Below are 25276 nucleotides of genomic sequence, written 5' to 3'. Positions count from 1 at the left end.
TAGAGAAAACACAATATGGAAATTAAAATTGAGCATCAACCTACACAAGAACGCCTCAATGAATTGGGTGTTTCTAAATGGGAAATTTGGAAAAAGGAAGTTTCCAAATTCCCTTGGACTTATGATTCTCAATAAACTTGCTACTTTTTGCAAGATGAGGTAGTTGTTACTCCTAATGGTGGACAACCAGTGGAAATGGGGAAAGGTGATTTGGTGATTTTTCCTCCTGGCATGTCCTGCATATGGGAAATTACAAGCAATGTGAAAAAACATTATTACTTTGATTAATCAATAGACAAGAGTGATCCCCTTTATCTACTTGGTGATCCCAAAGACCAACGCTTCACAACATCTCATAACTTAATTTAGATTTTTACTATATGGAGGTTCGCAGCGAGTGTCGTAGGATAAAGTGGTAGAATCCATAAATTGCTTATATCCATATCGCTCGAAACTCGTTGCGACTCCATCCCCTAAACAATATTCCTAAAAATAAATAGTTTCATTTCCTCCAAATTTGGCAGAAAATTCTTGCCAGGTTAGTGGTTGATAACTAAAAATGTGAAAGCCATTGATCCCCGACAACTTTTACGAAGTCGGGGATCTGATGATAGCGATCGCCACCACTCTTAATCTTGGCAGTTCATAATCGTGTTAGTGGGAGTTTAGTTACAAAAAATGCTGTGTAGCAAAAAAAGGTTTCGCTCCACCGCAATTTTATTGAGGTAAATAATCAAAAATGTTACTGCATTTAAGTACTTGGCAAGAAATTGAAGCTTATTTACAGCAGTCAAAGGGAATAATTTTCCCTATTGGTTCCACAGAACAACATGGGCCAACCGGGTTAATTGGTACTGATGCTATTTGTGCAGAAGCGATCGCAGCTGGTGTAGGTGATGCAACTGGGGCGATCGTTGGCCCTACAATCAATGTGGGCATGGCACTGCATCATACTTCCTTTCCTGGCACAATCAGCCTGCGCCCCAGCACTTTAATTCAAGTAGTGCGAGATTATGTGACTTGTTTAGCCAAAGCTGGTTTTACCAAGTTCTACTTTATCAACGGACATGGTGGTAACATCGCCACCCTGAAAGCGGCTTTCTCCGAAACTTACGCCCATTTAGAAGATTTACAGATTAACAATGCTCAACAGGTGCAATGTCAAGTGGCAAACTGGTTTATGTGCGGTTCTGTATATAAGCTAGCTAAAGAATTATATGGGGATCAAGAAGGTTCTCATGCAACGCCAAGTGAAGTAGCCCTTACTCAGTACGTTTATCCAGAGGCGATAAAGCAAGCGCCCCTTTCACCCGAAGTTGCAAGCGGATACAGGATTTATAGCGCAGCTGACTTTCGAGTGCGTTATCCAGATGGACGCATGGGATCAAATCCGGCTTTAGCAACGCCAGAACACGGTAAACAACTTTATGACTTGGCGGTGAAAGAACTTAGCAATGGGTATTTAGAATTTGTGAACGCAGAATAAAACTCATGGAAAGACATTGTAGAGATACAAGTCAAATTGCGTCTCTGCATCAAATAGCAATCCTGAATCAAATGTGCATAAACATGATCCCCGACTTTTTTGAAAAGTCGGGGATCAGCAATTTGGAATTCTGACAAGCGTAACGCACCAAACACTTTGGGAGGTGCGTTACACTTTGCTAACGCAACGCCAGTTGCTACAACGGAGGGAACCTCCGCAACGCACTGGCTCCCCTACATGTATTTCAAAAATCAAATATGAATCCTATAGGTAGGATAATATATTAACCTCTTCGTACACGCACAGTATGAGCCGGAACCCAGTGCCGACGACCGTGTATTCTTTCCCAATGCCCCCTAACATAAACTGTTTTCCAATAGGATCTAGCAACGACAATGGGTCTATGAGCCGCAGGTCTGACAATAACCTCTGCTGCCGATGCCTGTGATGATAATGAGGCAATTGCGAGTGGTAGAGCAAGTAGTGTGCCAACGAAGATACGTTTCATGATCAATTCTCTTACTTGTTTATGTTTGGTTTATTTGTGACAACTTTCCTAAATAATTTGTGATCGTTTACCCCTATATCCTCTTTGCTTCACAACCTTACCGTTCATAGTAAGGTCTTATGCATCAGTGGTTTTCCTTCGTGATTAAGGAAAGTTTTCATAAGAATATAAGAGGCATTGCTTGTTTTACAAATAGATAGAATTGCTGTATTGCCTCAAGTTTAAAACGTTAAATAAAAAATCATTAGTGGAAAAAGTCATCATCTCTGTATGACTTTAGTCATAGTTTTTGTGCCTTGATTTCTTCTCTCATTTAAAGATTCACGTATGCCTTTACTGCCTTGATCTGCGATCGCATAAGCGATGATTTGGGCATTTTGGACATCCACTACCCAATATTAAACCTCTTGCATAAATCAAAAATAAGAACCCCACTCTGCCAAAGCTACGCTTTGTCTCCCTTCCCCGATACTTTGGGGTGTTAGGGACTTTTAGAGGTCTATTCAACAACACCCAACTCTTCATAGAGCGTAGACGCATTGGTGTTGGCGTAGCCTCTAGCAGAGAAGCCTTGATTGATTTCACGGCTACGGCGTAAAGCCTCCTCTAAAATAGCGATCCCAGGAAATACCTGTGATTCCTGAATACGTTTACTACCCTGCTCTGCGATCGCATAGGCGATGATTTGGGAATTTTGTACATCAACTACCCAGTATTCAGCAATACCCAATTCTTCATAGAGCGATCGCTTTGTACCCAAGTCATCCAGTAGGGATGTTTTAGCAATCTCAATCACCAAATCCGGTGCAAGATAACGATCAAGGTTGACAATTCCTCTACCTGCTGGGATATCTTGGGTCTTGTAACTCAAATTCAAAACTTCTAGCTCAACTCTTTAACCTCTGAAGCCAAATGTTCAAGTTCTGAAGGGGATGTTTGACCTTCTGAAATCCAAGTTTCGTGTTCAGAGGGTCAAACTTGCTGTGATGAGGGTGAAGCTTGGAGTTCAGAAGGGGAAGTTTCAGGCTTTTTGCTCGGATGTTCGAGTTCTGAGGTCGAAGCTTGGAGTTCAGAAGGGGAAGTTTCAGGCTTTTTGCTCGGATGTTGAAGTTCTGAGGTCGAAACTTCGGGTTCTGAGGTGCAACTTTCGAGTTCTGAGCTTGAAACTTGAGGGTTTGAGGTTGGATGATGGAGATTGAAAGGCGATCGCTTTATTTTCTCAACTTAGTTTATTAGACCTTTTGCAAAAATCCTTGAATCACCCCTCCCCTTGTAAAGGGGAGGGCGCAAGATTTCAAGTTTCCCCCCTTTATAAGGGGGAATTAAGGGGGGTCTATTCGACTTATGCAAGAGGTCTATTCTCCCTTCACCCCAGCCTCGATTGCTTTTACCAATGGGCTGACCCACCACATATCTGAAACTTTTTGAAGTCCCTCAAATATAAATGCTTTTCCTCCGGCTTTTAAGCGTTGCATCAAAGTTGGGTTCTGCTTTACCTGCTTCACTGCTTCTGCAACAATGATTTGTTTCTCTGTTTGAGTTGGAGTGGGATTATTTTGAGTGATACCATTTACGATTTGCTGAATTTCTTCAAAAACCTCTATGAGATTTAGGTAATAATCAGGTGCTATAACTGAACAGGCTTTACAGCAAAGAACGGTAGTGCAAATTTCCTCAATGGGGAAATCACTATTTTGCTTGAGCCAAGGTATAGTCTGTTGGAGTGCGATCGCAGAGTCTTACTAAGTCATCTATTTGATTTTGGATTGATGCACTGTGATGCGATCGCTTAAAACTCCTCTTTAGCTCAATTTAGGGCAAGCGAAAGTCCGAAAATCCTAAATACTTTTTCCTAACTGTCCTCAGTTTTACCTGGTATGAGCAGTTGCTTCATTTGGTGAGCCAATATTTCTAGTCCCGCATCCTTGGCAAAAAATCCGTCTGCTTCTGGACACATTTGTTTGCCATACAGCTCTAACTCATTCATGCTCATGTAAGCCGTGACGAGGATGACCACAGGAGAACGAGGCAAGCGGCGCTTGAGAGCGGTAACGATTTCCATGCCATCTGTATTTAGCTCATGCCGAGCCGTATGCAGCACAAAATCGACCAGAAAGATATCGTACTGGTTTAGTTCCTCTAACTCCCACAAGAAACTAGACACAGACTTGTAAGCTGCTACAGCATATTCTTCCTTAAGAAAACGTTGGACGATCCGACACCAGTGTTCGTCATCGTCCAAAATCGCCACCTTGTACATTGGAATTCAATTCCTCCTTTCACCCAGTAGAGTAATCATATCCAAAAAGGCATCGTAGTCAGTGATGGGTTTGCTATAGCAACTGTCGGCCCCAGATTGGGACAACAGGAGATGTTGATCAACGGGCATGGTATAAGCTGTTACTAAGATAATTGGTATCTGTTTCCACTGTGCCTTCAAATAGCGCGACAGGATGGAGCCATCGACTTTTTGTCCTTGCCACCAAGCTCCCGGCAAATTGATATCCATAATCACCAGTTCGACTGCGCCTGCTTCGCATTGTCGGAATATCTCTTTTGGTTCGGCAGTAATAAACACCTGATGACCACCCAAGCGTTCGATTAGTTTAGCAGTTCCCTGAGCTAGAAGTTGATTATCTTCAACCAGTAGGATATTCAATGCTGTCACCTGTAAGCTGACTCGGTACGTTTAGGGGCAGGGTAAACGTTACCGTGTTTCCCTGCCCTAGTCCAGGGCTTTCAAGCCAGATATTACCACCCATCAGTTCCACCAATCGCTTGCAGATAGTCAGCCCTAAGCCGGTGCCCCCGTAGGAGCGCTGGGCAGAACCATCAGCTTGCACAAATGGGGAAAACAGTTGCTCTGAGTTTTCCATCTCAATGCCGATACCCGTGTCGCGCACCGAGATTTGAGCCATTGTCCCAGTACTATCGACGACAGCCCGAACATGGATTTGACCCTGATCTGTGAATTTGAAGGCGTTATCCAGCAAGTTCGTCATCACCTGGCGGACTTTGATCTTGTCGGCGAAAACAGTCTCAATTTCACAGTGGAGTGTCAGAGGAATTGCCTTGTAACGGCTTTCGGCACCAGAGAGGAAACATTGCTCTTGTAAAAGTTGTTGCAGATAAACTGTCTCCAAATCTAAGGCTATGCCTCCGTCTTCAATCTTGGCAATGTCAAGCAGATCGTTAATGATGGTAACGAGATTTCGCGTCGATTGGTAAGCACCGTTTATATATTGGCGCAACTCCTCTTCGTCTTCATAAAGGCGCTCTTTGAGCAACTTTAAATAGTTTAAGGTCGAGGCCAGAGGGGTTCGCAGTTCGTGGCTGGTAGAAGCCAAGAAGTTGCTCTTGAGGCGACTCACCTCTTCAGCGGCAGTTCGGGCATGAGAGAGAGCTTCGTTATGCATCTCAACTACCAGACGCTGCTGCTGTTCGCGCTCATAGAGGCGGTTTTGGAGCACAGCCAGCGATAGGTGAATGTTCAAAGACTGGATGAATTCCATCTCTTCGATGCTCCAGAGGTAAGCTTTATCTTGTTTGAGCGCCTGCCATTGAGCCATTGACTGGCGGGGTCGCTCTTGGCGCTCATCGGCTTCCTCAAAGCCAGCCCAAAGATTTTTTGTGCCGATTTGGTCACGAAAGAACGTCAGATACCCCAGGAATTCTTTACCATAATACAACGGTTGAACAATCAAACCCCGAATCGGTGTGGTCTGGAAGGATTCAATCAGTTGGTTCAAATGCGGTTCTTGCTGAAGATTAATTACCGCTCGCTGGGCAGGTTTATTGTCTTGGGTTAAGTCAGTGTCGATGGGAGCAGGAGCTACCCCTACTTCTTGCCAGAAAGGATGATTTTCTAGTGAGTCTGGTTGCTCAAACTCGGATGGGGTCGGCTGATTTCCGTAAGTATAAACATGGGCTGGTAAAGCCTCATCCGAGGAAGTGAGGTACAACCTCCCTCCAGAACTGCCAGAAGCTTTCACTGCTTGTTCCAAAACGTTATGTAAAATCTCGTCAGGGGCCAAAGGGGCATGCAGCAGAGCGGCAATCTGATTGATGATCGCTTCGCGCTGCTGCTGCTCCTGTATCTGACTCAGCAAAATCGCCTGGGTAATTGCCAGTGAAACCTGGTCAGCAAGCATTTGAACGACCTGCAAATCCTCAGATGTAATTTCTTTGGGTTCGGCATGATGAGAGATCAACAGCCCCCAAAGTTCCTGTTGATAAATTATAGGCACCACCAGAGAAGATTGCACACCCATCTGGGTGAGATAGTCCACATGGCAGGGGTCTATCGGTCGGCTTAAAATATCTTCAAGGGGTTGCTCTTGCACTTCTTTAACGGTCAAGTCCCCGATTGCCGTCGTTTTGGGAATCGGCAGCGAGTTCAGGATAATCCGCTGCTCGCTGACATTGACGATGGAACGGGTACGTGCTCTGATAAACAAGGCCCGCGCTTGGGGCGGAATGTCATCAGTTGGATAGTGTAATCCCAGCAAAGAAGGCAGACGATTGGGGGCACTCGCTTCCGCAACGACTTGCCCATGTCCGTCGTAATCAAAGCGGTAGACCTTAGTCCGGTCGGTTTGCAAAAATGCTCGCAGTTCGATCACAGTTGCATCCAAAATCTCTTGGAGGTTCAACGATTGCCGGATGCGGTTCGCCATGCGAGCAAGCATTGCTTCTTTGCCTTCAGTCAATAACTGATCTTTTTGGTTTCTAAAATTGGAATTTGTAGCCAACTGATACTCTCTACTTATCAGAATAATTATTTATTATTTAACTAGGCTAGCAATTACCATCGCTAATTTGCCTGGTTCTATTGGCTTTGTTAAATGTTTTTGGTATCCTGCTTGGAGAATTTGTTGCTGGTTAACCTCTCCAGCATAGGCTGTCAGTGCGATCGCTAGAATCTCTCCCCCTTGCTCAGGCGGTAGCGATCGAATTTGCCGAATCAGCATATAGCCATCCATTTCTGGCATCCCAATATCACTTAAGAGAATATCTGGCTTCTCAACTGCCAAGGCGTTTAGTGCTTGCGAAGCTGAGGCGAAGGCACGCACAGAGGCACCATACTGTTGAAGGATGAAAACTATTAGGTTGCGGGTGTCAACTTCATCGTCCACAACTAGCACATTTACCCCCAGAAGATCAGGGGAAGCCTCAGGCAAACCTTTGTCTTCACTTGTTTGAGGCTCGACACTCTTGATAGGTAACAACACAGTAAAGGTGGCACCTTTCTCGTCTCCCTCACTTTCTGCTTGGACTGTTCCACCGTGTAGTTCAACGATTTGACGAACGATCGCTAGACCAAGCCCTAAGCCGCCAAAGGTTCTTGTTGTGGTATTGTCAGCTTGACGGAAGTAATCAAACACGTGAGGCAGAAATTCTGGGTCAATGCCCTTACCCGTGTCACTTACTTGGATTTGTGCTTGTGTACCCACGCGCTCAAGTCGTATTTCCACTTGGCCCTCGGACGGTGTGAACTTAACGGCGTTAGACAGCAAATTCCAGAAGACTTGCTGCAAGCGATTGGGATCGCCCAAAACTTGCCCTATATTCGGTTCAAATTTCGTCTTCAGTTGAACTGACTTGGCTTGAGCCGCTAGACGCACAGTATCAAGGGCTACTTCAATAACGGCGGACAGGTTAACAGAGGAGATTTTTAAGCTGAGTTTGCTTTGAAGAATGCGGGAAACATCCAGTAAATCTTCCATTAGCTGAGACTGCAACTTGGCATTGCGCTCAATAGTTGCTAGGGCATAAGCCGTCTTTTCTTCATCAAATTTGCGGGTTTGCAGGAGTTTTGACCAACCCAAAATCGGGTTGAGGGGGGAACGCAGTTCGTGAGATAGAACTGCGAGGAACTCATCTTTGAGACGATTGGCTTGTTCAGCTGCTTTTTGTGCCGCTTCACTAACGGCCCGAGCAGCTTGCTCACGCCGTGCAGATTCTTCCGCTGCTTGACGGGCGTTGCTACTGTAAAGAGCGGCGGCAGTAAAATTTGCGAGGCTTTTCATCAACCGCAAGTCTTCTCCATCAAACTGCCGATGCTGATCGTGGGATATAATCCAAATCGTGCCCAGTGGTTGATTAGCAATCAATAAAGGAACCACCAAGCACTCGACGATTGTTGGCTTAAACTCTTGCAAGTAGGTGAAATACCGTTCTGGATAGGAATAAAGCAGGGGAGTTTGACGTTCTAGGCAGATGCCGCAGTAACTACAGGTGTAAAGAATGGCAGTTTGTTCATACGCTTCTAACATCCCGGCTAGTGCAAACCAGCGGCAGATATCTTCCCCGCCCGGAGTCACCTCAAGTAAGCTAACACCTGCTGATTCTGCCCGACACAGTTTAGTGGTAATTTTTACAAGCTTTTTGAGCAGAATTTGAGGCTGCTCAACTAGTTGCCGTGCTAGGGTATGAAGTGCATCGTTCTCTTCTTTGAGGTCAGTAGTTCTGGGTACTCGAAGAGACAACTCTTCAGTGATCAAAATATCATCTAAACATATTTGCTCCACTTCCTCATTGGTCATTACACTACTTTGCCTCTAAGAAATATTGCCTGATCATTCCCTGTCCCAGTTCACTCAAGTTTCTTAACATATCTTCAATTTTTATTATCACGAAAAATTAAAAAATGAGGAATCAGAATTCAGAATAAATTCTGATTCCTCATTTTTTAATTAAAGGATTTATACTCTGCTCTAATAGGGGGTATAAACCCGGATTTATCACTCCTATTGCCAAAGTGTTATAAAATCTAAATTCAGGCGTTTCACACTGCATGAAAATATTTCCCTATCAAAAAGGGCTGAAACATAGTCTGGGCAGGACTTCTGAGCAAGGCGTAGGCGTAGGTCGTAAACATCGCAGTACTTGTGAGAAATGGGGGATAAAACCCTTTTATTCATTTTCACCCCTGGATTCTCACTTTTTATTCCTATATCACAGATATTACGACAAATTATCCGCCCCTGCTACTTCCTGAGGGAAAAGTTTGGAAGTTTTTCATAATACCAGCACGGATTTTTCATTTTAAAACCAATGTTGATGTTGATAGTGCTAGCGCAAGCGATCGCTATAATCTAAATTGCTACCAATGTGCTAGTACAGCACGACGTAAATCCAGCCACCATCTCAAGACAGGAGGCAAAATCCCTTGTTAAAAGTAGGTATTCCGCTACAGTGTGCTAGTTAGATTCACCGTGCCATTTGGGAAAAATTGGACGTTAGGGACTTCCATAAAACTTACACATCATACATACATATGTACTATATTAAATTTGAACTTTTCAGGCATGTCTAATACCGAACGCAGTAAATATGTCAGCTTTTTCTATTTTGCGATCAGCGTCTGAAACGGACATTTTACCTACTACATATTATGGTTAATTTGTACAGTGCATAAGTCCTATTCCAGTTAAAAAACATCTCTTTGTAGGGGATCTTGGCCAAGATCCCCTACAAATGTACAAATAATTTTAGATAATTTATTTTTTGTCAGTCCCTTAAGGAATGTGAGTGTGAAATTAATTTTGTGTAGGTATTAATCAACACAGTTGACTTATCTTAGCCGCAAGTTCTGCGGGGTTCATCTGCTCGTAGTGTTCAAAAGGTTGATGAATCCAAGGGTTGTCAGGCAGATAATCAACATAATAATCGGGTGCTATAACTGAACAGGCTTTATACCAAAGAACGGCAGTGCGAATTTCCTCAATCGGGAAATCAGTATTTTGCTTCAGCCAAGGTATAGTCTGTTGAAGTGTGATGCCAGAGTCTACCAAATCATCTACTAGGAGAATGCGCGAACCTAACTTTTCGGCAGTCATCGTTAAGTAGCGGGAGAAAATTAAATCACTTCTTCCTTGCTTACCAGTGCCACTGTAAGATGAAGTTGCTAAAATTGCCAGCGGCTGCTGGTATATACGGGAGAGAATATCTCCAACTCGTAGTCCTCCTCTAGCAAGACAGATTATTTGGTTAAATTCCCAACCGGATTGATAAATCTGAATAGCCAGTTGTTCAATTTTTTGGTGATAATCTGACCAACAAACATAAAGGTCTGGCATAAGTATCAGGGGAGTGGTAGATAGCTAGTATTGAAGGCGATGTCTACGATAGTCTATTCGGCGTCGCAGACTTTTTATTTTAGTATGAGTGCAAAGTTTTATGAATGATTCTGCTGCTGATGGCGATGCCCAACGAGATATTCTCATTGAAAAACTCGACTTAAAAACAAAACTAGCTTACGGTGCAGGGGATTTTGGCCCAGCAGTTACTGCAAGTATCTCCGTCTTTTATCTGCTGCTTTTTTTTACCAGTGTCGCTGGTATCCCTGCGGGTTTAGCTGGTACTATTTTGATGATTGGCAAAATCTGGGATGGCATAAATGATCCGCTTGTTGGGTTCTTGAGTGATAAAACAAAATCTCGTCGTTGGGGCCGTCGTCTTCCTTGGATGTTTTATGGGGCTATTCCCTTTGGTATTTTCTTTTTCTTGCAGTGGATTGTACCGCAATTTAGGGCAAATCAGAGTAATAACATTTGGCCGCTGTTCTGGTATTACGTAGCGATTGCAGTGATATCTCAGTCCTTTTTCACGGTTGTGAATTTGCCTTATACGGCAATGACTCCAGAACTAACTCAAGATTACGACGAACGCACCAGCCTTAACAGCTATCGTTTTACATTTTCTATTGGTGGCAGTATTCTGTCGTTGATTTTAACGCAAATTGTTTTTTCGCAGATTGCCGATCGCCAACAACGATATCTTGTTTTAGCGGCAATTTGTACGGTAATTTCGATTTTAGGATTATATTGGTGCGTTTTTGGAGTCCGCGATCGCATCCTTGCTTTTGAGGCTAAACGCATCCTAGCCGAAGAACCTGCATCTGTCTCCTTCGGCGAACAGCTAAAAATTGTCTTCAGCAACCGACCTTTTTTATTTGTTATTGGTATATATCTTTTTTCTTGGCTAGGTGTGCAGATTACAGCCAGCATTATTCCCTATTTTGTAGTCGATTGGATGAAACTCAAAGAATCAGATGTGCCCACAGTGCTGATTGCAGTCCAAGGAACAGCCCTGCTGATGCTATTTGTCTGGGGGGCGCTGAGTAAAAAACTCGGCAAAAAACTTGTTTATTTTCTGGGAATGAGTTTATGGATAATAGCCGCCGCCGGACTATTTTTCTTACAACCTGGTCAAATAAGTTTGATGTATGTGATGGCTGTGATGGCGGGTGTTGGTGTCTCCACAGCTTATTTAATTCCCTGGTCGATGATTCCAGATGTGATTGAATTAGATGAACTCCAAACCGGACAACGCAGAGAAGGTATTTTTTATGGCTTCATGGTTTTGCTACAAAAATTTGGTTTAGCTTTTGGGCTATTTTTGGTGGGAAATGCTTTGCAAATAGCTGGTTTCAAAGAATCTGTAGCCGGAAGTCTACCACCCACGCAACCAGAATCGGCACTGTTTGCTATTCGCATTGCTGTTGGGCCTATACCTACAGTTTGTTTGATTCTTGGCTTAGTTTTAACGTATTTTTACCCAATTACCCGTGAGATGCACGCAGAGATCATGCTGAAACTCAAAGAACGGCAAGAGAAGAAGGAGAGTTAACAATTCAAAATTCAAAATTCAAAATTCTAAAATCCTTATAGAGACGCGAAATTGTACTGGGCTTTGCCCTGCTACGCTAATGTTCCCCTGCGCTAACGCGTCTCTACATTCTTTTTCAACAGATGTCTAATATTTAAGTGGTTTCTGTAAACATACCGGTTCGCGCAAACTCTTCTTCTTCAGGGGTGAAGAGTGGAGCTTTATCCACAAGGCTAGGCTCAAAGTAGTATGTCTCTTGCAGAAACTGTCCGCTGATCACAGCCTCATCTAAATCCTTAATGTGCTTCTGTGCAACTATACATGCTTCCTTGAGGTTATTCTCATCGCCCTTCTCCAGCAGCTTTGGCAATTCCGTTTTTACACCTGTCAGGCGTGCCAATGGCTTGAGCATTCCGTAGATGTTGTAGATGCGAGCAGTTTCTATACTGCTGTATCTGAGTGCATTGGCTCTTGCTAACTCAGAGTCAAGGCTGGGCCAAAAACGGGTGGTGTAGAACGCCTTCTCATCCTTGTGATACCACTCCTCTGAGCGAGCAATAGAGGAAGAAACGGTGTTATGTAACTTCCAGAAGAATAAACGCAGGGATGAACCATCTACTACGGTGGATAACTTTGCCTCCAGTGACACCTCAAAGTCGGTAAGGTTTAAATCGCGCCCAAGTACAAGGTACTCCACAGGATACATATCCACCTCCTTATTTTGCACAACGTACATATTCAGGTGGTGGCGGCAGTAGGGACAGGGGTACATGGTGGCAAACAGTTGGAAGAAGTCTTTGAAGATTGCTACCAGAGCTTTTTGCTGTACATCGGTCTTGGTACACACAATCTCAGCCGTGGTGTGAAAGAAGCGCCACACTGCTGGGCCGATGTAGTACGGGAAGCTGACGCGCATCTGGGAATCCTTGATTTCAGTCCGATTTAGATAGACATCAATGAATGATACATACTGCGAGAGTGCGCCTGACTCCCGCCCAAATTCTAGGCGTTCGCGCCGTTTCTGCACTCCATTCAGGTAGTGATGCGTTAACCGCCATGCTTGTTTGAGTATCAGTTTCTGTTTTGGGGTGCAATGGGGAAAGTTCTCTGCAACATCCTCCCCATAGCGGTTAAATTCTCCTGAGTTTTTTGTAGACTGGTACCACTCATCCAAAGCCGCCTCGTCGGGTACGGTGTTGCTTTGGATATCTGCTGCTGTAGAGACACTAAACGCCGCTAACAACTTCGGCATGAAATCTTCATACCAGTATGCTACTGGCATCATTGCACCATCCACTGCCTCGGTTGCCTGCCTCAGGATGACGCGGTTCCACTTGTTCAAATAGTCTTTTGGATTTCCCGCAGATTTAGCTGGTGGTGGAGCCATTTCTTCATTCAGTTCTATTCCCCTGAGGCGATTGAGTTCGTTAATAGCCAGCACACCTTCTACGATGTCACCCAAGCTAAGACTCTTCTTTTTGATGGTAATTGCAAACTCGACTCCGGCAGCAAACTTTTCTTTGACATTGGTAAATTTACTCCGCGCCTCTAAAATCGCTTTCTGTTCTGCCAACATTTCTGGTGTCTTTGCCACTGTTTTCCAGTCTTTGATCCGCTCCTGCAATCGGGCATATTCATCCGCAACTGATTCAACCACTGCATCCAGCACGGGGTAGCAAGCCTCTTCCACCACACCTAATCCTTTGTAGAGCGCGATCGCCTGCTTGACAAACTCCACAAAGTCAGTAATTCTGTATGGCAAGTTTTTTACCCGCAAGTGAGTTTCGTGGTTGGCGGAGAAACTCTCACGGAAACTGCGGTAGGCTGCTCCTTGAAGCAGACGAAATAGACCAATCTGCATTTGCAAGCGGGACGTACCGCTTTTTTTCTGATTCGGTGAGTGTGGGTGTTGCGCTAACTGTTCTCTTAGCTGTGCCAACTCAGGAGTCGTGTTGCTGGTTGCTTCTTGTAGAGTCGGCTGGGTGGTGGTGGCAGCTGATGTCTTCAGTGAACTGTCAAGGGAAATCGGTGAGTCTTGATAGCCAGTTTTGCTCTCTGATTCGTCGGGTACTAGCTGACAGAATTCATTAAAGTCTATTGAGGCATCGCCATCATGATCTACTTCCTGTAACATATCCTTCAACTCAGCGTCTGTCAGCCCAAATTGACTCATCACTGTCCGCAATTCTACGGCAGTAATCTGACCGCTACCATTCTCATCAAAGGCACTGAAGGCTAACTTGAGGCGACTTTGGCGATCGCCTACCTTAGCGATCATCAGCGTTTTAAATTCTTCAAAGTCGATAGTGCCTGACAAGTCAACGTCAATCTCTTTGATTAAGTCACGCAGCCCCGTTTCCGTGGGATTTTGCCCAAGCGATCGCATTACCTCCCCTAGTTCCTCGGTTGAGATCGCTCCGTTGCCGTCTACGTCTAATACCTTGAAGGCTTGCCACAGCTTTTCTATTTCTTGCTCATTAATCATGGTTTTGTTCCAATTCCATAAGTGTCACCAATAAATTTCTTAGCATGTTTTTTAACACTTACTTCAATACTGTTGAGTTGTGTTAAGTAAATAGCAAGTATCAGGAATAACTGAACTTAGTCTCAACTATACTTGCAGTCGCTTGGTAAATTGGTCAGTTGCTTATTATTGCGACAAATCCGACTTTACAAGTTTGATTGCAAATGCTGCTAGATAAACTATCAAAAGTTTTCTGTCTTTGCTTATAAAAATACTTTTGCCTCATTCCCACTCTTGGAAATGAGGCAAATTTCTATGTAGCTTTATATCCACGCGTGATTTTGTCATCGGGGATAGAGGCAAAGTGTTAGTACTGCAACGTATTTCACCTATTTTAGTACTATTTATTGCAAGTTAAGTTACATTTACGAACTTGCGCTCTCAATTGAATATAAGACGAATTCTTATTAATTTTTCCTAAACACTCTACTTTCAGGATGAATAGCTTTTCTCCTTTTTTTAGTTTAACATTTGGTTGTCCTGATAAAGATTTTTCCTTCCTTATATTGACTTTATCTTTAACAGAAAAGATTACAAAATTTATTTTGAATTGAATAATAATTTATAATACTCTACCATATAGCACTACTAAAGTAATAAACACTTTTTTCATCTAGTCAAACTCTTTACTGACACTATTTTAAGAGCTTCATCTACTGTTATCTGCGCCAGCCCAAACTGTTCAATTACCGCCGCATTCGTCGTCAAATGTCTACTCACCTCAGCTACTCGATACTGGCTTCCCTGTGACGCTAAAGCAGCTGCCAATAATAATTGATCTGCTAAATGTTCATCCACTGCTGCGCCAGTTTGATGAAACTCAAGCAGTTGCTGACAAGCAATCTCTGCAACTGTCTCCGCCGACAACCGCAAACGCCCAAACCCACCAAAGCCACTCAAACTGTTTTGATATTCAGCAGTTAAAAAAATACCCGCCCCAGGTGCCACACCTCTTTCTCGCAAGGCGTGTACAGTAACTTTCAAATGGGCCTCGCGTAACAAATTCTCGGCACGATTCGCCATCCGTTGCGGAATATGGGAAGGCAATTCCGTCACCACTGCTAGTCCCCGCACCTGTTGTAAATCGCCCCGTTCCAACAAGTCGATCCCGCCGAGTTGACTACCGCCATTCACCTGCAACTGTACCTCTCCTCCACCTTGGGGAAACCACCCCCAAGCGCCTAACTTGACTTGGGCTTCTACACCCATGCGTTGCAATATCGGCAGATAAACTTGCTCGATGTACGTCACTGTCGGGCTAAAGTTTACATGAGTTCCACCCTTTAGTGTTACCTGAGAATTGCCAGTTGCTAGTGCCAAAGGTAAAAGAATTGTCTGTAAAACTAGAGCGATCGCACCCGCTGAACCACCTTGTTGTGCTTTACTAACATCAAAGGTATAAGTTCCAGCTTGCACAGCACTACCTGGGATGAATTCCAGCAGCATTGAACCCAAAGCATCACCCCGTAGTTGGGCATTACAAATTCTCGCCGCAGCCCGAACTGCCGTTAAGTGTTGTGGTGCTAATCCTGGCTTTTTGCGTCCACCGCGAATGCCTGCAATCCTTATCGGTTGGCCAGTGATGGCCGCTAGACTTAAGGAAGTGCGAAGAACTTGTCCGCCTCCCTCTCCGTAGGAACCGTCAATTTCAATCATGGGTGATTTTGGAATGGTGGATTTTGGGTTTTCCCCACGGCTTTTGAAATCAAACCACAAATTATAGACGCCTAGTAGCTAGGTTTTCAGAGGGAGGTTACACAAATATACACATAAAGTTCTGATAGTGTTTTTGTAGTTTCCTAATTTTGAATTTGGAATTGAAGAACTTTGCTTTTACCGGGATTCATCAACCCATAGGGGTCAACTATTTCTTTAAATTTTAACAGCGCTTTCATGCCACTTACTTAATATAAAGTCAGATAAGGCATTCAAGCCGACAAAAATTAGTACACCCAACCCGGTTATGAGAAATAATGCTGCAAACATCCGAGGAATTTATAAGTTGTAGCTGGAGATTAAAATCCGGTAAGCAATGCCTGATTTTGCTCTACCAGTACCTGCGACTTATCATTCAGCCTCAGAACATTTAGGAGAACCATGTTTACCGCTTGAAAGCCACAATGCAGCTGATAAACAAACTGCTTCTTTAGGTGATATTGAAATCAGGATCATAAATAGTAACAATTCAGCAACTAGCTACGAGATGAAAATGAAACGTATTACTATAAATGACATCAATAATGCCATTCAAAAAATTACACGAGGAGTAGAACAAACTGGATATAAAATTGATAATTACATATTTATAACTACTGAAACTATAAATAAAAATGTAGAAGACTATGCTGCTAATCTTTATGAAAAGACAGGAGTCAGATGTAATATAACCTTGTTGGGCTGAGTTTTTGTCAATCAGAAAAGCAGCAAGATTAAAGTTGTAAGGACACTTGTGAGCTTTGGTAAAACCATACTTTGCTTCGAGTAAAGGCCAATAGGTAATCTTAGCAGAAGCAAAGACATAAATTGGTTTGCCTTTGAGGTCTGCAAGGGTTTCAATTGCTGAGTTGGGATGTGCAATAAGACACCAAGGGTCTTTCTAGAAAATTGCTGCAACTGTGATTTTGGGAATACCTTGTGCTATGGTGTTCACGGCAGCCATGCCATAACCCATAAAGAAATCTACCGCACCCCCCATCAACAATTAAGTACTACTGAGAACCTGGGGATTACCCATTTTGATAGTTACATCTGAACCATAGTCTTTGTAAATATCAGTGGCGTTGGCGCAGCCCGCACAACTCTTGGAGACGCTCTTGCTAGCTTGCTTCCACGAAGTGGTACGACAAAGCTACTTCTCTGCGAGAGGCTGCGCCAACGACTGCGCTCAGTACAAGTCAGTGACCATCGTAGACATCGCCTGGTAAAATCCGCCGTGTTGTGCTTGTACCATCCATTTAGTGCCAAATATAACTTTATCCAACCGAGAATTGCTAGTTGACGGTTGGTTGCTATTACTATAAGCAGCAATGACGCTACTACTAATCTAGATAGAACCGTATTGAATAAAATTGCGGCAACTAAGGCGATGAATTGCTGTTGATGAGGGTGATGACTGATTCATAAAACAGGGTAATGTTCTCTCCTATTTACGGTTGTAGCTGAATCTAAATGTACATTCTAGAATCAACTTTTGATTCACTAGCGAATAGGGCTGAATTTCTAGAGCCTGTTGAAAAGCTTTGATCGCTTCACCATACTCACCTAGTGCCGCATAACACAAGCCCATGCCGTGAAGCGCTCCAAAATGTATCGGATTTATCTGCACAACCATCTGACAATCTGCTAGAGATTTTTGATAATCACCAATACTGTAATAGAGAAAACCACGACGATTCCAGGCTTCGGCAAAATCTGGCTCCTCTTTGATTAGTGCGGTCAGCGTTGTTTCGGCTGCAGTAAATTCACCTGCATCTAGTAACTTTTGACTGCGGTCAATTATTTCCAGCCCATAAATTCCCTTTTGCTGAAACCAGATCCGCCAGATTTTTCTGGTTGCCTTGTCGCGAACTGTAGCATCCGGGTTTTTCAACTCTTCAAGTAAGGAATTGATAGATAAAGAATCCATAAATTTGAGATCAGTGAATATACCTTTGTATTAACTTTCTCACAAAATATCTCCATTAAATCATTTTTAAAGTCATCTTTAAATTTGCATGGGTTAATTGTTAATTATGAAATTTATGTATGATTTATTATATTCAGCAATACGACTAATACCACACTCGACATTTAGAGTCATAAAAATCAAAACTGATTAGAGGTAGTTGACAGATCCCTAGTGAGTAATAGCTGATCAAAACATCCCTAAAAAAATAATGACTATACCGATTTGGGATTTACCAGGAATTGTCAAGCACTTTGGCATTGCAGAAGCACAGTTGGGTCGCGCTTTATTTGAACAAACTGGGGGGATGCTTCCAGAATTGGTGACACGTTTGGATTTGGAGGGATTTTTGCCGCCAATTGGGGGCGTAACAGTGTATATACTCGGTGAGATCGCTGCGATCGCCAATCTCAACAAAGCTGTAGCTGTGCGGCTTCATGATTAATGCAACGCTTCGGACGTGTTTGACTCAGGTATCTGCACCTGTCTGCTAACTCGCTGCACCAGAAAGTATCGAGCGTTTTTGTGCTCTACATCCTGATGTGCCGCTGTATACCGCCACCATTGATAACTATTTGGATGAACATGGCTATATTATTCCTGGGTTGGGAGATGCAGGCAATCGCTTATTTGACATAAAATAAGCTAATTACCCATGAGCAAATGAGCAACAATGGAGTAATTAACCTGACACTGTACGAATCGTTGATTAACAACTTTTACATTCGTAAAATTTGGGAATTGTTGCAGACAAATTCATCGCAAATACATCACATTAATCCACTAATTTTAGATCCAATATTAATAATTTTCTCAGGCTATTCCATGAATATCTACTATTGACTCGGAAACTCAATATTACAGCCCCTCAACTAACTGACGTGCAAATGCGATCGCCTCTGTTGGCGTTGAAACTTTCCCCTCAGCTTGTGCTACGCCAATTTCTGTCAACAGTTGACCGATGATTGGCGAAGCTGGAATATCTAATGCTATAATCAACTCCTTCCCGCTCACTAGTGGAATGGGATGAGCGACCAGATCATCAGGGTTCAGGTAGCGGTTGATTAAAGGTGCCCAAACAAGGCAGCCTATTGCTTTGGTTTCCAAAGTTGTAGCAACTTCTGCCTGTAGTGGGTTGTCACCAGACATCGCCTCTACCAAATTATCAAATGCTACAGCTAGCACTGCCGTAGCGGGAAACACAATATCTGCGTCATGGAACAAAAAGTATTGTTCTCGCAAGGACATATCGACTACTTGAAACTGCGGTAACAATTTCAGTGCAGTGGTTATACCCCGGATTTCAGCACGACTATAAGTTAGTTTCTGTAGCTCTATTTCTGCTAATTCTGGATTTGGGTTGACAAGACAAGCAAGTTTGGCAATACCTAACCAAGTGGTTTTGCTACTATCGCGGACATACTCTTGCAGTTGTGCCCCTAGTTGTTGCCAATTTTGGGTGAGTAAGGCAGCTGCGTTGTCAACTGCTGCTAGTTTGATCAAGCTTTCACGGGTGGCATTTTTGAAGAAAGGGGCAAGTAACCCATCTTCCCAAGCACTTGTAATCCAAAGAGTACCCTGAGAATTTGCCAGCAGATAGCTAATTTCTACCCTAACTCGTTCAGCTGCAACTTTGCTGATATGTGATGCCAAAGAACGAATTGCGGCTTGGGTAGCTGGCTCAATAGTAAAACCTAATTGGGCGGCTTGGCGATAACCTCGCATTAACCGCAAAGGGTCATCTTCTAAGTTCGCGGGTGATACCATTCGCAAAATGCCCTGTTGTAAGTCTACATAACCTTGTAGAGGATCGATAATTTCTTGTGTATGGGGATTATAGGCGATCGCATTTACTGTAAAATCCCGTCTGTGTAAATCAACTTCTAAACTATTTCCTTCCTGTTGGGCAAAGTCAGCTGTGGCGTGGGGAAAAACCACACGGGCAATTTGTCGTTCTGCATCGAGTAACACAAAACCAGCTTTGTAATGACGAGCGATCGCTCTCGCTACCTTTACCGCCTTAGATGGGATAACAAAATCTAGATCCAGATATTCGCGAGTTCTGCCAAGGATCGCATCTCGGACAGCACCACCTACCATGTAAGCGGGTTGTGGTAGGAATTCCAAGCTAAAAGGCCAATTTTTGGGAGCTAGGGTAGAAAGAACTGATTCGTGCATTGTAATAAAAATCAACCCAGCAACTCATGAATAACAGTTGCACTTAAGTTAGATTAACAATAAAGGCCCCTGGAGTTGGTTCTATTATGTGTATTTGCGTTAACTGCCACTATGTAGACCGCTGTTTGACCTATCATGCCGTAGAAGGGCAGCACCAACAGCCTCACTTGACCGAAACACCAAATTTTGATCCGAATGAACCTTCTATCAATGTCAACATTCGGACTAAAGAGGATGTAATTGAAATGGAATGGGATGTTGTTGGTTGTCTGAGCTTTAAACGGGAAACCGGTAAATGGTCGAAGTTGCGTCCTGGTGAATTAGTGCCGACTTGATAGAAAATGATTGGTATATTTTACAGCTATTTTCAGGTAAATAGACCACGGGGTAGGGGCACAGCATTGCTGTGCCCTTACGACAGATGTGCTGTAATGAGATTTTGTCCATCAACGATTCCGAATTCATGATATAGGAAGGAGGTGTCAGTCAAGCGATCGCAGAAGATAAAGAAGCCAGCTGAGAGAAAACAGCATGACCAATGCACAGCGACTAGACTATGTAGAAGATGAACTCGAAACTGTTAAACGATTGCTAGTGTCTACTGCTAGCTATGCAGAATCAGCAAACAGGCGGCTTGATGAGTTGACCATAAAACAAGACCGTACTCAATCTCACCTCGATCAACTAGGGGCACGTGTTGACCAGGTAGGGGGAAAGGTTGACCAACTTTCTGATCAGGTTGATAGTTTTATCACTCACACGCAACGTCTATTTACAAAGAGAGGCGCTGAGATAGAGGAAACAAAGGCACGAACTGAGCGATTAGAAGCACTCATGCTAAAGCTTGACCGAAACTTTGAGGAACAAAAATCTCAGTTTCAGGAGTTTCAACTCACTACGGGTGCTGCCTTGGAGCGAATTGACCGAGTTTTAGATTATCTACTGAGACAGCAAGGTGGTAATCCAAATCCCCGATCCTAGCAACAATTGTACAGAGACAGTGAACAGCAAGCAAATATTTGCGATCGCCTACGGCGGGCGCTTGCGCCATCGCGTTCTGATTTTGCTGAAACAGCCAAAGGTTTGCTCTGAGACTTCTGTCCATAGCACAAGAAAAGAAGTATAGTCTATTCAATTAAGAACCACTATGTTATATGCTTGAATAAATCACGTTAACTCTATAAAAATAGATATTTTAAGTAACTTTGATAACGGAACAAAAACATCTTGCAATAAATAAGTATGCCTTGGCACTACACACCACCACTCCCGAATTGGGTTTGGTAATTAGTAATTTTGCTGGTGAAACTCGCTCTCAAGTTTGGAATTTGGGGCGTGATTTATCTAGCTTAATACATCAATATTTAATTGATTTTATCAAACCGCAAACTTGGGCAGATTTATCCTTTATCGCAGTTGCAAAAGGCCCTGGCGGCTTTACAGGAACTAGGATTGGCGTTGTCACTGCTCGGACTTTAGGGCAACAGTTAGATATTCCTGTTTTTGCGATTTCAACTTTGGCTGCGGTAGCTTGGTCAAAAGTAGGCAAAAGTCAAAATCCAAAAACTCTTGCTGTGGAAATGCCAGCCCAACGAGGTCAAATTTTTGCTGCTATTTATCAGTTTGAGTCAGATGCTTCTAAACTAAGAGTGTGTTTGTCTGATAGAGTGTTTACACCAGAAACATGGCAGGAAACTTTAGCGAATTGGAACACTAATTATCAGTTAATTCAAGCCCAATCTGGGTTAGCAGCGACGGTGACAAGTATTTTGGAACTAGCTAATCTCGATTGGCAAGAGGGCAAGCGTCCTAATTGGTCAGAGGCTTTGCCATATTATGGGCAACATCCAGTAGAAGTTTAACTGATATAGGTCAATTCCTTCGCCACGCTCTAATAAGGGACTTGCAGTTAAAAAAACATCCCATCTCCAGGGCGCAAGGCCAAGATCCCCTACAAATGTACAAATAATTTTGGATAATTTATTTTTTGTCAGTCCCTAATGCTAAGGAATCGTGCGGAAATAACTTACCTATAGAGCAATACGCTTGGGTTAAGGCTAAAACTATTTGTCAAAGTCAATTTTTTTTATGTAGACGCAAAGCGGCTTGCCGCAGGCTACCGCCAAGGACTCAAAGAACGCAAAGTAAGAGAAGGAAGAGCTTAAATTAGAACGATAAGATACGTTTTTACTGGGGTTTTAAGCGATCGCCTCACAGCGCATAAATCCAAAATCAAAACAGCCACAGCCAAACTGGGAGAGTAACCAGCAATACTATAGCCCCAGCAGCTAAGGCAGTAACAGCCAGATCGCGATCAAGATTGAATATCTCAGCAATTACCAGTGTGGCAAAGGCTGGAGGCATAGCCATTTGTAGTACGATTATCTTTGCTATGGGCCCAGTTAATCCAAACAGTGGTAAGATGCTGCCCAATATTAAGGGAACTAGCAGCATTTTGATTCCCAAGCTCATCCCTGCTTGTGGTAGGCTACGCCAAGATTTGAGCAGCGCCAGTCGCATTCCAATTAACACCAGAGATAAAGTTACACTAGTCCAAGCAAATTTCTCTAGGCAGAATTCGACTATTGTGGGAATTGTTACTTCTCGAAATAGCAAGCCAAATCCGAAACCCCACAGGGCAGGATTAATTAAGATGGGCCTAGCAATCTGCCAATGATTATGAATACCACCGCCAAAACGCGCTGCTAATAACACACCCAAGCCATAAGCTCCTGGGAATGAACCTAGCAAATCGTAAAATAGTGCCCAAGCAAAGTATTCCTTACCTACCATTGCTAAGGTAATGGGAAAGCCAAGATAACCTGTATTACCCAACATTGCTGCTAATATCAAGCTAGCTTGAGTCGATTGTTGAGGGACGGTACTTCTAAAATAGGCTTGTCCTTTAATCCCTAACCAAGCTAAAAATGCTCCTAGTAAAATGGCTAGGTAAGCGATCGCAGGTGCAATCCAAATTTGCTCCGACAAGCTAGATTGACGCAAAAAGGATACTATGCTTATGGGTACTCCCACCCAAAAAAGAAACTGTCCTAAACGAGTAGGAACTGTCACAGGTAGTTTGCGTCCCAGAATAAAACCTACCAGGACTAATCCTCCCAGCTTGACGTATAGTTCTAAAAGGTTTGTCAAGATTGCGCCTAAAAACCACAGATGTAAAATGCTACCTGTTCCGTCTACTTTTGTCCAGTGCAAAATCTGTTATGGTTATCCCACAAAAACAGGAGTTTACCCTTGAATAAGGCTGGGTTTTCTGGAAAACCGCAAAACTCATCGAATGACCTTGGTGATGATATTCCAGTGGCTGTACGCGATACCCCTGATGCAACACCTAAAATTTGGTTGCAACCCCGAATTATGCTGATTGGGGGAATAACAGGATTTGTCCTGCTGGCTTTAATTAGCGGTTTTTTGTTTTTCGTTACTGCACCTAAAAAAACTGCCGATTCTCAACCCTCGCCCACTAGTTCTGCACCCACACCGACTACAGAATCTGGTAATGTCAATACTGTGTTAGGGCATTTTCTATACCCAGAAGCCCCTGAGTCAGAACTAGTAACCATCTCCACAAATAGGGGCATTAGAATGCGAAAAGCTGCTGCCCAAAAGTTTGAGGAGATGGTAGTAGCAGCGCGGAGTGCAGGTGTAATTTTAGTACCAATTTCTGGCTTTCGCTCAGTCAAAGATCAGGAGCAGTTGTTTTTTGCTGTCGGTGCCCAGCGAAATCAGACGCCAGCAGTACGAGCTGCTCTCAGCGCTCCTCCTGGTCATAGCGAACATCACACAGGTTATGCTGTGGATGTTGGAGATGGAGCAGTACCAGCAACTAATCTCCAAACTAACTTTGACAAGACCAAGGCTTATCAATGGCTGCAAGCAAATGCAGCACGTTTCAGCTTTGAAATGTCATTTCCTAAAGATAATATTCAAGGTGTGAGTTATGAGCCTTGGCACTGGCGTTTTGTAGGCGATCGCGATAGCTTAGAAATGTTTTACAAAGCCAGAAATTTGAAACCTGCTAAGATATCGCCATAAGATATAGGAGACAAGAGTAAAGAGACAGGAGTTATTAGTTTTACGCCCTCTCTCCTAATGGAGGCTGAAGCACCACCTCCTTAAGAGGTGGACAATAATATCCAGCGATATCCTTAGCGATCGCATCTGGTCGGGAAATTTTATCTAGATTACAAAGTAAAATCACGGTAATTTTGTCATCAATAAAGCGGGTAATATTACTTGCGAATCCTAAAATTGAACCATTATGACCAACTACTCGGCGATTTTCATAATTCAATACCCACCAACCTAAACCTGCAACACATCTCAACTTTTCCCAATCATCGCCCTGATTGGGAAAATGAGGAGTCCACATTTTATCAAGGGTTGATTGCTTTAGTAGAGTTGCACCACAAAGCGCCTGTTCCCACTTCACCATATCTTCTACATTAGAAAGTTGACCTCCAGCAGAATAGGTGACTGAGGGACTGTAATAAGGTTTGTTAACAAGCTTGCTATTTGGCAACCGATAGCCAGCAGCCCGGTGTGGCACTATGTCTTTGGGATCATTCATCACAGTTGCATTCATTCCCAAAGGAGCAAAAATGCGATCGCGCACCAAATCTCCATAACATTGCCCAGTTACCTTTTCTAGGATCAAACCCAGTAGATAGTAGCCTGTGTTGTCATAGGCGCTAAACTCACCTGGTTGGAACTTGAGGGGTAAGTGAGTAACTAGAGCCAAAATTTTAGATTTAGATAAATCAAGATGGGTAATTTCCCAGTAGTTTGGGGCATCGGTATAGCTAGGAATTCCAGACTGATGAGACAGAATATGCCCGATTGTGACATTTTGCCACGTTAGGGGTAGATGATCGAGATAGTCTGCGATCGCTTCTTTTAGCGAAATTATCCCTTGCTCCACCAGCATCATTATGACTGTAGCGGTGAAAGTTTTACCGACAGACGCAATTTCATAAACTGTGTGTTCAGTCGCTGCAACAGAGTGTTCAAGATTCGCCAGTCCATAGCCCTTGACGAAAACAGGTTCACCTTCTTGTAGCACTGCAACAGAAAGTCCAGGAATCTGGTTTTTAGTCATTGTGGCTCGAATATAGTCGTCAATCACGATTCACCTCATTTTTGTTTGGCGATGGCGAGACAAAATAATTTCAAATTCAAAATGTATTTTTAATTCTTCCTTCTTAGGACTTACGCAAAAAACCTCTCAAACTCTCATTCCTCCGTGTCGCGCCAGTTGCTTCTCCTGTCGGAGACGCTGCGCGAACA

The 25276-nt window shown here is 43.4% G+C and carries 22 protein-coding genes and 3 pseudogenes; 11 read left to right on the top strand and 14 right to left on the bottom strand.

What is annotated here, in order from left to right; all coding sequences use genetic code 11:
• The first annotated feature begins 15 nt into the window (after window positions 1-15).
• Window positions 16-288, top strand: a pseudogene (locus V7K40_RS31415) (cupin domain-containing protein).
• Between the two features lie 451 nt (window positions 289-739).
• Window positions 740-1486, top strand: coding sequence for a creatininase family protein (locus tag V7K40_RS31410; protein WP_334966792.1), 747 nt, complete (start codon window positions 740-742; stop codon window positions 1484-1486).
• 283 nt (window positions 1487-1769) lie between these two features.
• On the opposite strand, the gene V7K40_RS31405 is transcribed toward V7K40_RS31410, so the two are convergent.
• The 8 genes from V7K40_RS31405 to V7K40_RS31370 form a co-directional block, all read right to left on the bottom strand.
• Window positions 1770-1994 (bottom strand): hypothetical protein, encoded by a 225-nt coding sequence (locus tag V7K40_RS31405; protein ID WP_334966790.1) that lies wholly within the window; start codon window positions 1992-1994, stop codon window positions 1770-1772.
• Window positions 1995-2493: 499 nt separating this feature from the next.
• Window positions 2494-2865, bottom strand: a complete 372-nt coding sequence (locus V7K40_RS31400; RefSeq protein WP_334966789.1) for a Uma2 family endonuclease — start codon at window positions 2863-2865, stop codon at window positions 2494-2496.
• Between the two features lie 484 nt (window positions 2866-3349).
• Complete coding sequence (locus tag V7K40_RS31395; protein ID WP_334966788.1) at window positions 3350-3499, bottom strand: hypothetical protein; 150 nt, start codon at window positions 3497-3499, stop codon at window positions 3350-3352.
• Window positions 3500-3846: 347 nt separating this feature from the next.
• Window positions 3847-4254 (bottom strand): response regulator, encoded by a 408-nt coding sequence (locus V7K40_RS31390; protein WP_334966787.1) that lies wholly within the window; start codon window positions 4252-4254, stop codon window positions 3847-3849.
• A 6-nt stretch (window positions 4255-4260) separates the two neighbouring features.
• Window positions 4261-4662: a response regulator gene (locus V7K40_RS31385; protein ID WP_334966786.1), complete on the bottom strand. Its 402-nt coding sequence runs from the start codon at window positions 4660-4662 to the stop codon at window positions 4261-4263.
• Window positions 4634-6745: an ATP-binding protein gene (locus V7K40_RS31380; protein ID WP_334966784.1), complete on the bottom strand. Its 2112-nt coding sequence runs from the start codon at window positions 6743-6745 to the stop codon at window positions 4634-4636. Before V7K40_RS31380 ends, V7K40_RS31385 begins: the two co-directional genes overlap by 29 nt.
• A gap of 33 nt (window positions 6746-6778) precedes the next feature.
• A complete protein-coding gene (locus tag V7K40_RS31375) occupies window positions 6779-8539 on the bottom strand; it encodes an ATP-binding protein (RefSeq protein ID WP_334966782.1) in 1761 nt (586 codons plus the stop codon).
• 1017 nt (window positions 8540-9556) lie between these two features.
• Complete coding sequence (locus V7K40_RS31370) at window positions 9557-10075, bottom strand: phosphoribosyltransferase (protein WP_334966780.1); 519 nt, start codon at window positions 10073-10075, stop codon at window positions 9557-9559.
• 100 nt (window positions 10076-10175) lie between these two features.
• Between V7K40_RS31370 and V7K40_RS31365 the strand changes: the two genes are divergently transcribed.
• Complete coding sequence (locus V7K40_RS31365) at window positions 10176-11627, top strand: MFS transporter (protein ID WP_334966778.1); 1452 nt, start codon at window positions 10176-10178, stop codon at window positions 11625-11627.
• 133 nt (window positions 11628-11760) lie between these two features.
• Here V7K40_RS31365 and V7K40_RS31360 read toward each other — a convergent pair whose 3' ends face one another.
• Window positions 11761-14091 carry an EF-hand domain-containing protein gene (locus V7K40_RS31360; RefSeq protein WP_334966776.1) on the bottom strand — a complete coding sequence of 777 codons (2331 nt, stop codon included), beginning with the start codon at window positions 14089-14091 and terminating at the stop codon, window positions 11761-11763.
• Between the two features lie 648 nt (window positions 14092-14739).
• Window positions 14740-15786 (bottom strand): RNA 3'-terminal phosphate cyclase, encoded by a 1047-nt coding sequence (rtcA, locus tag V7K40_RS31355; RefSeq protein ID WP_334966774.1) that lies wholly within the window; start codon window positions 15784-15786, stop codon window positions 14740-14742.
• A 376-nt stretch (window positions 15787-16162) separates the two neighbouring features.
• Here rtcA and V7K40_RS31350 point away from each other — a divergent pair, with 376 nt between their 5' ends.
• Entirely contained in the window at window positions 16163-16531 is a 369-nt protein-coding gene (locus tag V7K40_RS31350; protein ID WP_334966772.1) for a hypothetical protein, read from the top strand.
• A gap of 741 nt (window positions 16532-17272) precedes the next feature.
• On the opposite strand, the gene V7K40_RS31345 is transcribed toward V7K40_RS31350, so the two are convergent.
• Window positions 17273-17755 carry a tetratricopeptide repeat protein gene (locus tag V7K40_RS31345; protein ID WP_334966770.1) on the bottom strand — a complete coding sequence of 161 codons (483 nt, stop codon included), beginning with the start codon at window positions 17753-17755 and terminating at the stop codon, window positions 17273-17275.
• Between the two features lie 250 nt (window positions 17756-18005).
• Here V7K40_RS31345 and V7K40_RS31340 point away from each other — a divergent pair.
• Together V7K40_RS31340 and V7K40_RS31335 are read left to right on the top strand one after the other, a co-directional pair.
• Window positions 18006-18236 (top strand): annotated as a pseudogene (locus tag V7K40_RS31340) (hypothetical protein); the annotation flags it as partial.
• Between the two features lie 43 nt (window positions 18237-18279).
• A pseudogene (locus tag V7K40_RS31335) lies at window positions 18280-18438 on the top strand (uracil phosphoribosyltransferase); the annotation flags it as partial.
• A 214-nt stretch (window positions 18439-18652) separates the two neighbouring features.
• Here the strand turns inward: V7K40_RS31335 and V7K40_RS31330 are convergent.
• Window positions 18653-19972 (bottom strand): CCA tRNA nucleotidyltransferase, encoded by a 1320-nt coding sequence (locus tag V7K40_RS31330; protein WP_334966768.1) that lies wholly within the window; start codon window positions 19970-19972, stop codon window positions 18653-18655.
• Window positions 19973-20058: 86 nt separating this feature from the next.
• Here V7K40_RS31330 and V7K40_RS31325 point away from each other — a divergent pair, with 86 nt between their 5' ends.
• From V7K40_RS31325 to tsaB, 4 genes are all read left to right on the top strand, one after another.
• Complete coding sequence (locus tag V7K40_RS31325; protein ID WP_334691991.1) at window positions 20059-20307, top strand: Ycf34 family protein; 249 nt, start codon at window positions 20059-20061, stop codon at window positions 20305-20307.
• A 196-nt stretch (window positions 20308-20503) separates the two neighbouring features.
• Window positions 20504-20953, top strand: a complete 450-nt coding sequence (locus V7K40_RS31320) for a 6-aminohexanoate hydrolase (protein WP_334966766.1) — start codon at window positions 20504-20506, stop codon at window positions 20951-20953.
• A gap of 19 nt (window positions 20954-20972) precedes the next feature.
• Window positions 20973-21098: a hypothetical protein gene (locus tag V7K40_RS31315; protein WP_334966764.1), complete on the top strand. Its 126-nt coding sequence runs from the start codon at window positions 20973-20975 to the stop codon at window positions 21096-21098.
• A 79-nt stretch (window positions 21099-21177) separates the two neighbouring features.
• Window positions 21178-21834, top strand: a complete 657-nt coding sequence (gene tsaB / locus V7K40_RS31310; RefSeq protein ID WP_334966761.1) for a tRNA (adenosine(37)-N6)-threonylcarbamoyltransferase complex dimerization subunit type 1 TsaB — start codon at window positions 21178-21180, stop codon at window positions 21832-21834.
• Between the two features lie 370 nt (window positions 21835-22204).
• Here tsaB and V7K40_RS31305 read toward each other — a convergent pair whose 3' ends face one another.
• On the bottom strand, window positions 22205-23122 hold the full coding sequence (locus V7K40_RS31305) for an AEC family transporter (RefSeq protein ID WP_334966866.1): 918 nt from the start codon (window positions 23120-23122) through the stop codon (window positions 22205-22207).
• 102 nt (window positions 23123-23224) lie between these two features.
• Here V7K40_RS31305 and V7K40_RS31300 point away from each other — a divergent pair, with 102 nt between their 5' ends.
• Window positions 23225-24025 carry a M15 family metallopeptidase gene (locus tag V7K40_RS31300; RefSeq protein ID WP_334966759.1) on the top strand — a complete coding sequence of 267 codons (801 nt, stop codon included), beginning with the start codon at window positions 23225-23227 and terminating at the stop codon, window positions 24023-24025.
• Between the two features lie 40 nt (window positions 24026-24065).
• Here the strand turns inward: V7K40_RS31300 and V7K40_RS31295 are convergent, their stop codons facing one another.
• Window positions 24066-25115: a serine hydrolase domain-containing protein gene (locus tag V7K40_RS31295; RefSeq protein WP_334966757.1), complete on the bottom strand. Its 1050-nt coding sequence runs from the start codon at window positions 25113-25115 to the stop codon at window positions 24066-24068.
• Between the last annotated feature and the right edge of the window lie 161 nt (window positions 25116-25276).

The sequence above is a fragment of the Nostoc sp. genome (genome assembly GCF_036917195.1).
Lineage (GTDB): Bacteria > Cyanobacteriota > Cyanobacteriia > Cyanobacteriales > Nostocaceae > Nostoc.
Note: the sequence above shows the minus strand (reverse complement) of the source record. Positions and strands in the feature narration are given on the sequence as shown.

What these genes read in the sequence shown, in the direction of transcription:
- V7K40_RS31365 (WP_334966778.1), top strand. Translation starts at nt 10,176, where the DNA reads ATGAATGATTCTGCTGCTGATGGCGATGCCCAACGAGATATTCTCATT.
- V7K40_RS31360 (WP_334966776.1), bottom strand. Translation starts at nt 14,091, where the DNA reads ATGATTAATGAGCAAGAAATAGAAAAGCTGTGGCAAGCCTTCAAGGTA.
- V7K40_RS31325 (WP_334691991.1), top strand. Translation starts at nt 20,059, where the DNA reads ATGTGTATTTGCGTTAACTGCCACTATGTAGACCGCTGTTTGACCTAT.
- V7K40_RS31375 (WP_334966782.1), bottom strand. Translation starts at nt 8,539, where the DNA reads ATGACCAATGAGGAAGTGGAGCAAATATGTTTAGATGATATTTTGATC.
- V7K40_RS31320 (WP_334966766.1), top strand. Translation starts at nt 20,504, where the DNA reads ATGACCAATGCACAGCGACTAGACTATGTAGAAGATGAACTCGAAACT.
- V7K40_RS31390 (WP_334966787.1), bottom strand. Translation starts at nt 4,254, where the DNA reads ATGTACAAGGTGGCGATTTTGGACGATGACGAACACTGGTGTCGGATC.
- V7K40_RS31405 (WP_334966790.1), bottom strand. Translation starts at nt 1,994, where the DNA reads ATGAAACGTATCTTCGTTGGCACACTACTTGCTCTACCACTCGCAATT.
- V7K40_RS31350 (WP_334966772.1), top strand. Translation starts at nt 16,163, where the DNA reads ATGCCTGATTTTGCTCTACCAGTACCTGCGACTTATCATTCAGCCTCA.
- V7K40_RS31370 (WP_334966780.1), bottom strand. Translation starts at nt 10,075, where the DNA reads ATGCCAGACCTTTATGTTTGTTGGTCAGATTATCACCAAAAAATTGAA.
- V7K40_RS31330 (WP_334966768.1), bottom strand. Translation starts at nt 19,972, where the DNA reads ATGCACGAATCAGTTCTTTCTACCCTAGCTCCCAAAAATTGGCCTTTT.
- rtcA (WP_334966774.1), bottom strand. Translation starts at nt 15,786, where the DNA reads ATGATTGAAATTGACGGTTCCTACGGAGAGGGAGGCGGACAAGTTCTT.
- V7K40_RS31410 (WP_334966792.1), top strand. Translation starts at nt 740, where the DNA reads ATGTTACTGCATTTAAGTACTTGGCAAGAAATTGAAGCTTATTTACAG.
- V7K40_RS31345 (WP_334966770.1), bottom strand. Translation starts at nt 17,755, where the DNA reads ATGGATTCTTTATCTATCAATTCCTTACTTGAAGAGTTGAAAAACCCG.